This is a genomic window from Actinomadura livida, from assembly GCF_014648675.1.
GTDB classification, from domain to species: Bacteria; Actinomycetota; Actinomycetes; order Streptosporangiales; family Streptosporangiaceae; genus Spirillospora; species Spirillospora livida.
The window spans coordinates 195,785-202,256 of sequence record NZ_BMRO01000010.1; the positions used below are offsets into that span (position 1 = coordinate 195,785).

6 protein-coding genes are annotated in these 6,472 nt (G+C 69.4%); 2 read left to right on the forward strand and 4 right to left on the reverse strand.

Translation table 11 applies throughout. The features are described from left to right. Positions 1-30 precede the first annotated feature (30 nt). On the forward strand, positions 31-891 hold the full coding sequence (locus IEZ03_RS24245; protein WP_184881050.1) for a hypothetical protein: 861 nt from the start codon (positions 31-33) through the stop codon (positions 889-891). A 187-nt stretch (positions 892-1,078) separates the two neighbouring features. Continuing rightward, positions 1,079-2,347, forward strand: a complete 1,269-nt coding sequence (locus tag IEZ03_RS24250) for an acyl-CoA dehydrogenase family protein (protein ID WP_184881052.1) — start codon at positions 1,079-1,081, stop codon at positions 2,345-2,347. Positions 2,348-2,704: 357 nt separating this feature from the next. Here IEZ03_RS24250 and IEZ03_RS24255 read toward each other — a convergent pair whose 3' ends face one another. The 4 genes from IEZ03_RS24255 to IEZ03_RS38130 all read right to left on the reverse strand — a co-directional run. After that, entirely contained in the window at positions 2,705-3,967 is a 1,263-nt protein-coding gene (locus IEZ03_RS24255) for an HNH endonuclease signature motif containing protein (RefSeq protein WP_184881054.1), read from the reverse strand. A 384-nt stretch (positions 3,968-4,351) separates the two neighbouring features. Next, positions 4,352-4,537, reverse strand: a complete 186-nt coding sequence (locus tag IEZ03_RS24260) for a DUF397 domain-containing protein (RefSeq protein WP_184881056.1) — start codon at positions 4,535-4,537, stop codon at positions 4,352-4,354. A gap of 424 nt (positions 4,538-4,961) precedes the next feature. Beyond that, on the reverse strand, positions 4,962-6,029 hold the full coding sequence (locus IEZ03_RS24265; protein WP_184881058.1) for an acetate/propionate family kinase: 1,068 nt from the start codon (positions 6,027-6,029) through the stop codon (positions 4,962-4,964). Positions 6,030-6,065: 36 nt separating this feature from the next. Then, positions 6,066-6,472, reverse strand: a 407-nt coding sequence (locus IEZ03_RS38130) for a phosphoketolase family protein (protein ID WP_506269204.1), incomplete at its 5' end; no start/stop codon positions are given.

Here is a 6,472-nt window from a genome sequence, read left to right on the forward strand (position 1 = left end):
GTGACCGCCATGGTCCTGGCCGCTCCGGCCATGCTGATCGTCCCGAAGGCGCGGACGGATCTCGTCCGCGCCTGCGGCTGTGTCGTCGACGTCTCCTGCGCCTCGCGGGATCTCTCCGGCGAGGGGCCGTTACCGGGAAACGTGCCGTACTCCGCCGCACGGGCGGCGCTGCGGCGAAATTCCGGTGACAACGCGGACGCCGGCCGGGATTCCGCCGTCTCGATCCCCGTGGACGACGCCGGCCTCGACCTCAAGTTCAGTTTCTACCGGGGAATCGGCGGCGGGGTGACCAGTACGCTCACCCGGGACGCCATGGCGCTCACCTTCGAAGGAGGCGCCGGCGTCGGCGGCTCCTTTTCCGTGGGCTCGGCGCTGGGAATGCGGAACACCGGGCTCTCCTACGAGGCACGGGCCTCGATGAGCGGCCGGCTGCGCTTTCTCAACCCGCCGGACTTCGGCCTCACGATGTCGGGGGACGGCCGGCTGCAGGCGTATATGGACGTCAAGACGTCGCACTTCCGCACCCGTTTCCGGTCCAGGTACGTCTCACTTCCCGAAGTGGACGTCGTGGGGCAGGACGTGGCGCCGATGACCCGGCGTTCCTGGAGTCTCGGCACGGAGTTCAAAGTCGCCAGCGCCTATACGGTGAAAATACCCTGGGGGCGTTTCTTCCACGTATGGGAATGGATTTCCGGACTGGCTCCCGGGGACTGGGATTCCCGGCCCCCGCCCCCGCCGCCATCCGTCGACCACCCCGATTATGCGGCGGTGCTCGGCCGCACGGTGTTCAAGCATCCGCGCGCTTCCAGACCGCGCGGGAGCGGGCGCCGGGTGCGCGTCACGGTCCGCACCGTCGCGCCGCGGAAACTGTCCGTCCTGCGGGCGGCCTGATGACCCGCGCCACCCGTCCCCGGGTGGCGTCATCGGCGGAAGGAGCGTGCGGGGTCGGCCGACGGACGCGCCAGCGCGAGGCCGCCGACGTCGGCAGGGCGGAAGTAAGCGTGCGGTGACCCCGCCCTTCCTGCCGGGCGGCGGCGGGTGCCATGCTGGCCCGCACCACAAAGGTTGAGGAGATTGTATGGATTTCCATCTTCCGGAGGAGCTGACCCGGCGTCTTGCGGACCTGGACGCGTTCATCGAGCGGGAGATCGTGCCGCTGCAGGCCCAGGACGACAACGAGCGGTTCTTCGACCACCGCCGCGAGTACTCCCGTACCGATTTCGAGAACGGGGGTGTGCCGCGCACGGAGTGGGAGGAACTGCTGGGTGAGATGTTCCGCCGCGCGGACGCGGCGGGGTGGCTGCGCTACGGCCTGCCGGAGGAGGCCGGGGGTTCGGGTGGGACGAACCTGGAGATGGCGGTGATCCGCGAGCATCTGGCGCACAAGGGGCTCGGCCTGCACAACGACCTGCAGAACGAGGCGTCCGTCGTCGGGAACTTCCCGTTCGCGCACATGCTGCTGGAGTTCGGGACGCCCGAGCAGAAGCAGGAGTACCTGGAGCCGATGCTGACCGGCGCCAAGCGGATCGGCTTCGGGCTGACCGAGCCCGATCACGGTAGCGACGCGACCTGGATGCAGACCAGCGCGGTCCGCGACGGCGGCGACTGGGTCGTCAACGGCGCCAAGCGGTTCAACTCGGGGATGCACTCGGCCACCCACGACGTGGTGTTCGCCCGGACCGGCGGCGAGCCCGGCGACGCCCGCGGGAGCACCGCGTTCTTCGTGCCGACCGACGCGCCGGGCTTCTCGGTCGACTTCCACTGGTGGACCTTCAACATGCCCACCGACCACGCCGAGGTGACCATCCGCGATGTGCGGGTGCCGCACTCCGCGGTCTTCGGGGAGGTGGGCGAGGGGCTCGCGGTGGCGCAGACGTTCGTGCACGAGAACCGGATCCGCCAGGCGGCCTCCGGGGTCGGGGCCGGGCAGTACTGCATCGACCGCAGCGTGGCCTACGCGCGTGAGCGGGTCACGTTCGGGCGGCCGCTGGCCACCCGGCAGGCGATCCAGTGGCCGCTGGTGGAGTTGCAGACCGAGGCCGAGATGCTGCGCGGCCTGGTCCGCAAGACCGCCTGGGAGCTGGACCGCGTCCCGCACATGGAGATCAGCGACCGGGTCTCGATGTGCAACTACCGGGCCAACCGGTTCGTGTGCGACGCCGCCGACCGCGCCATGCAGGTCCACGGCGGCCTCGGCTACACCCGGCACACCCCGTTCGAGCACATCTACCGCCACCACCGCCGCTACCGCATCACCGAAGGAGCCGAGGAGATCCAGATGCGCAGGGTCGCCGGCTACCTGTTCGGCTTCGCCGGCCCGCACAAGGTCGCCGACGCCAAGGGCTGAGGAGCGGCGCGGTGCGAGCGACCAAGGCCCTGCTCACCCACCGCACGCACCGCGGCCGCGACGGCCGGCCTGCTGGGGCGGACGGCGACGTCTTCCCAAGCCACGGTCATCGAAGTGAACCGTGTCGCCGATCACGCTCCCGGGCAGTCGCACCTCCCCAGGGCCCTGCCCGACCGGCGTCCTCTGGGGCGCCGCCGGAGCCACGGATCTGGGCGGCGGTGCTGAGGCTCGGTGTGATCTGCCCTCGGCCTTTGACGACACCGTCCACAGCACACCCATGAGGCACTGAGCAGCGTGATGGGCGGCTGCATCTTCTGGCGGAACGGGTGCGCAGCCGAAGGACGGGGCGGCCGAAGTTCAGGCGGCCTGATTCCAAGGGGGTGGACGGCCGACCGCGATGGGCGTCCCGGTTTCGCGTCCGACGTCGGTTCCGGGCTGCTGGAGGCGGTAGCTGTAGCGGCCTTCGGTATCTCGGCGGACCGTGATCCGACCAGGGTGCGCGGCCTTGTACCGGTTGTGGAATCCGCAGGTGAGAGTGAGCTGGTCGATGTCGGTGGGGCTGTTGCCCAGCGCCCATCCGTTGACGTGGTCGACCTCGCTCAACGTCCCGGGGACTTCGCAGCCCACCACCGCGCACGTGGGGTAGAGGGCCTCAAGGACCCGTCGCTGCCCAGGTGTGGCGAACCGTTCCCGGTAGCCGAGGTAGAGCGGCACGTGACCGCGTCCCAGCAGCAGGGGCGAGACCCCGGCCGCCAGAGCGATCCGGCGAGCCTGCTCGGCGGGGATGGGAGTACCGTCGGTCAGTCTTCCGGGTGCGGTGCCGCCGGTGAGGGTGTCCAGGTCGCAGATGACGGTGACCTTGGTGGCCTTGTGCCCGCCCGACAGCACGGAGGACAACGCCGCCGCGGTCCGCTCGGACAGGTCACGGCGGTCATCGCTACCGGCGGGCTTGGCGAGCGGCCCGAGCGTTCCGTCCCAGATGGCGGCGTCTTCGGCGTTCAGCCATCCCTTGATGTACCGCCCGCCGTCCAGGGAACGCGTCGAGTCGATCCAGGACCGGTCATAGCCCCGTTGAGCACCGTCGGGTGCGGGTTCGGTGCCATCCCGCTCTGCGATCACGTCGCGGATACGGCGGCCGAACGAAGCCACCTTCCCAGCGGAGAAGTCCTGGTCGACCATGCCGAGCAGGATCTTCTCGGCTGCTGCGCAGTCCTCATCGTCAAGCCGGGCGACCGCTCCCGCGATGGTGGCGGCGTAGCCGAGGGGCAGGTCACCGGCGCTCCACCGTCCGGTGACCTCGGTCAGGCGGTGCCGCTGCCGGGCGAGGACGAGCCGTTCCTTGGCTCGGGCGTCGCGCATGCCGAGCCGGTTGCGCAGCCACGACTGCGTGGACGGGAAACCCCAGCGCTGCACCTCACGACCGGCGTCCACAACGGAGACGAATCCAGTGAGGGCGGCCTCGTTCATGTCGTTGGCCGTGGAAAGGGCTTCGGTGAGTTCCAGGCAGGCGGCCGCCGATTCAGGCGGCTCACGCCGGGCGAGCTCGGCCGCGATCGCGGACGCGGCGTTCACCAATTCCATGGTGGACGCCACCGCCAGATCGACCGCAACTCTTTCCATGCCTCAATTCTAAGGCCCACCCACCCCTCTAAAAGCCCATAGCGGGGAGCCAAAATTGTCACCCTTAAGCCACGTCGGAGTTCGCGGCGACCAACAAAAGAACTAACCCGAAAATTCGGGCACCGCCTCGCCTAGCTGAACCTGCCGCCCACCCCATCGACTCCGTGTCACAAAAGAAACGAAGCAAATTGAAGGGCCAACGCTGAAGGGCCAACACTGAAAGGGTCAACGCTGGAAGGGCTGACGGCGGAGCTTCTTGGCTGGCGGTGGGGGCGGCCCCGTAAGCAGCGCCGCCCCCACCGCACGGCCGCCGAATATGGGCTCGCGAACCACGAACTGCGGCTACGTACAGCCAGCACGCGAACCCGACAGGGCCCCCGGAGATCAGGCGTTCTTCAGAGACCGGGTCAGGTTCTTGAAGTCATGGGGGGTGAGGAGGAGCTTGGCTCCGTGGGGGTTCTTGCTGTCGCGGATGGCGACGGTGTCGCTGATGCGGGCGACTTCGACGCAGTCGCCGCCATTGTTGGAGCTGCGGCTCGACTTGCGCCATACGGCGGTGCTCAGGTCCACTTTTCCTTCGCCACCTTTGCTATCAGTTCGAGGACTGGTCCACCGGGTACGCGGCGGACTGAATTGACGCCAACAGCCCGGTGAGCCGTTTGATTTCGAGGCGATCGGTGGTCGTGTCGCCGCTGACTGCGTTGTCTTTGTACCCTACCTCGCCGCCATCCGGGAGAATTCCGAGAGCGGCGGCCGCCGTGGGAAAGTAGGTGCGACGTCTTCAAATCTCCCGCGTGCGCGAAGAAGTGGCTCGTTCATAACTTGCAGAGGAAATCCAACGTGGAACCGGGGGCGCCTACATCGGCCGTACGGTCGTCACCGAATTGGCCACAACATCCCAGGAACACCGACACGGACTTGTTTTCCATGCGCCCTCTCCCAGGCCAGAGCCCATCATCAGCGGAGTTCGACCGCCGGTCGGGGCGGCTGGGTCTTACTCGTTACCGAGGACCCGGCGGGTCCCGGTGGCGATCTCCAGGTCCTCGCGGGCCTCGATCACGAGTGTGCGGACGGAGGCGCCGGGAGCCGTGATGTCGGTGTCGTCGTCCGCCGCCGTGTTGCGGTCCGGGTCGATGGAGACGCCGAGGTAGGCGAGATCTTCGGCCAGGCGCATCCGCACGGACGGGTCGTGTTCGCCGACGCCCCCCGTGAACACCAGGGCATCGAGACCGCCGAGCGAGGCGGTCATCGCGGCGGCGCAGGCGCGGAGCCGGTGGTGGTAGACGTCCAGGGCGGCCAGCGCGTCCGCGTCCCGTTCCGCGGCCAGTGCGCGGATGCAGCGCATGTCGCCGATCCCGGTGAGGCCGCGCAGTCCCGAGTCGCGCTCCAGCGCGGTGTTGACGTCCTCCGCGGAGAGGCCGTGCCTGACCAGCCACAGCGGGATGCCGGGGTCGACGCTGCCCGCCCGGGACGCCATGACCAGGCCCTCCAGCGGCGTGAACCCCATCGTGGTGTCGACCGAGCGGCCCTCGGCGACGGCGCAGAGGGACGCCCCGGCGCCGAGGTGGCAGACGACCGTCCGCGTGGGGACGGTGCCGAGCATCTCGGCCGTCCGGCGGACGGCGTAGGCGAACGACAGGCCGTGGAACCCGTAGCGGCGCAGCCCGAACCGGCGGCGCCACTCCTCGGGGAGCGCGTACGTGGCGGCGGCGTCCGGGAGGGTGGCGTGGAACGAGGTGTCGAAGCAGGCGACGGCGGGGACGCCCGGCAGCGCCGCGGTGATCTCCGCCAGCGCCTCCAGCGACGCCGGCTGGTGCAGCGGCGCCAGGTCGGCCAGCTCGTGCAGCCGCCCGGTCACCTTGGCGTCGATGAGCACCGGCCCGGGGAAGTCGGTGCCGCCGTGGACGAACCGCAGGCCGACCGCGTCCGGGGGCGGCATGTCGGTCACCATCGGGGCCATCTCGTGGCCGACTCCGGACTCCACCGCGAGGACGGTGTCGTCGTCGTCCAGGAGGCTCACCTTCAGGCTGCTCGACCCGGGGTTGACCGTGAGTACCCTCATCACCGCTCCTCAGTAGCACTCCGTCACCGGAGGGTCTCAGTACGGCCAGGTCCAGTCGCTGACCTCGGGCGCGTCCTCGCCGTGCAGCCGCGTGTGGGCGCGAGCCGCGAGCCGCTGGTCGGCCATCCGCTGCCGGATGTGGGCGACCCGCCCGCCGAGCGAGGGGACGCGGTCGATGACGTCCATGACGAGGTGGTAGCGGTCCAGGTCGTTCAGCATGACCATGTCGAACGGCGTGGTGGTCGTGCCCTCCTCCTTGTAGCCCCGGACGTGCAGGTTCGGGTGCCCGGCGCGGCGGTAGGTGAGCCGGTGGACGAGGTACGGGTAGCCGTGGAACGCGAAGATGACCGGCTTGTCGGTGGTGAACAGTCCGTCGTAGTCGCGGTCCGGCATTCCGTGCGGGTGCTCGCTGTCGGGCTGCAGCCGCATGAGGTCGACGACGT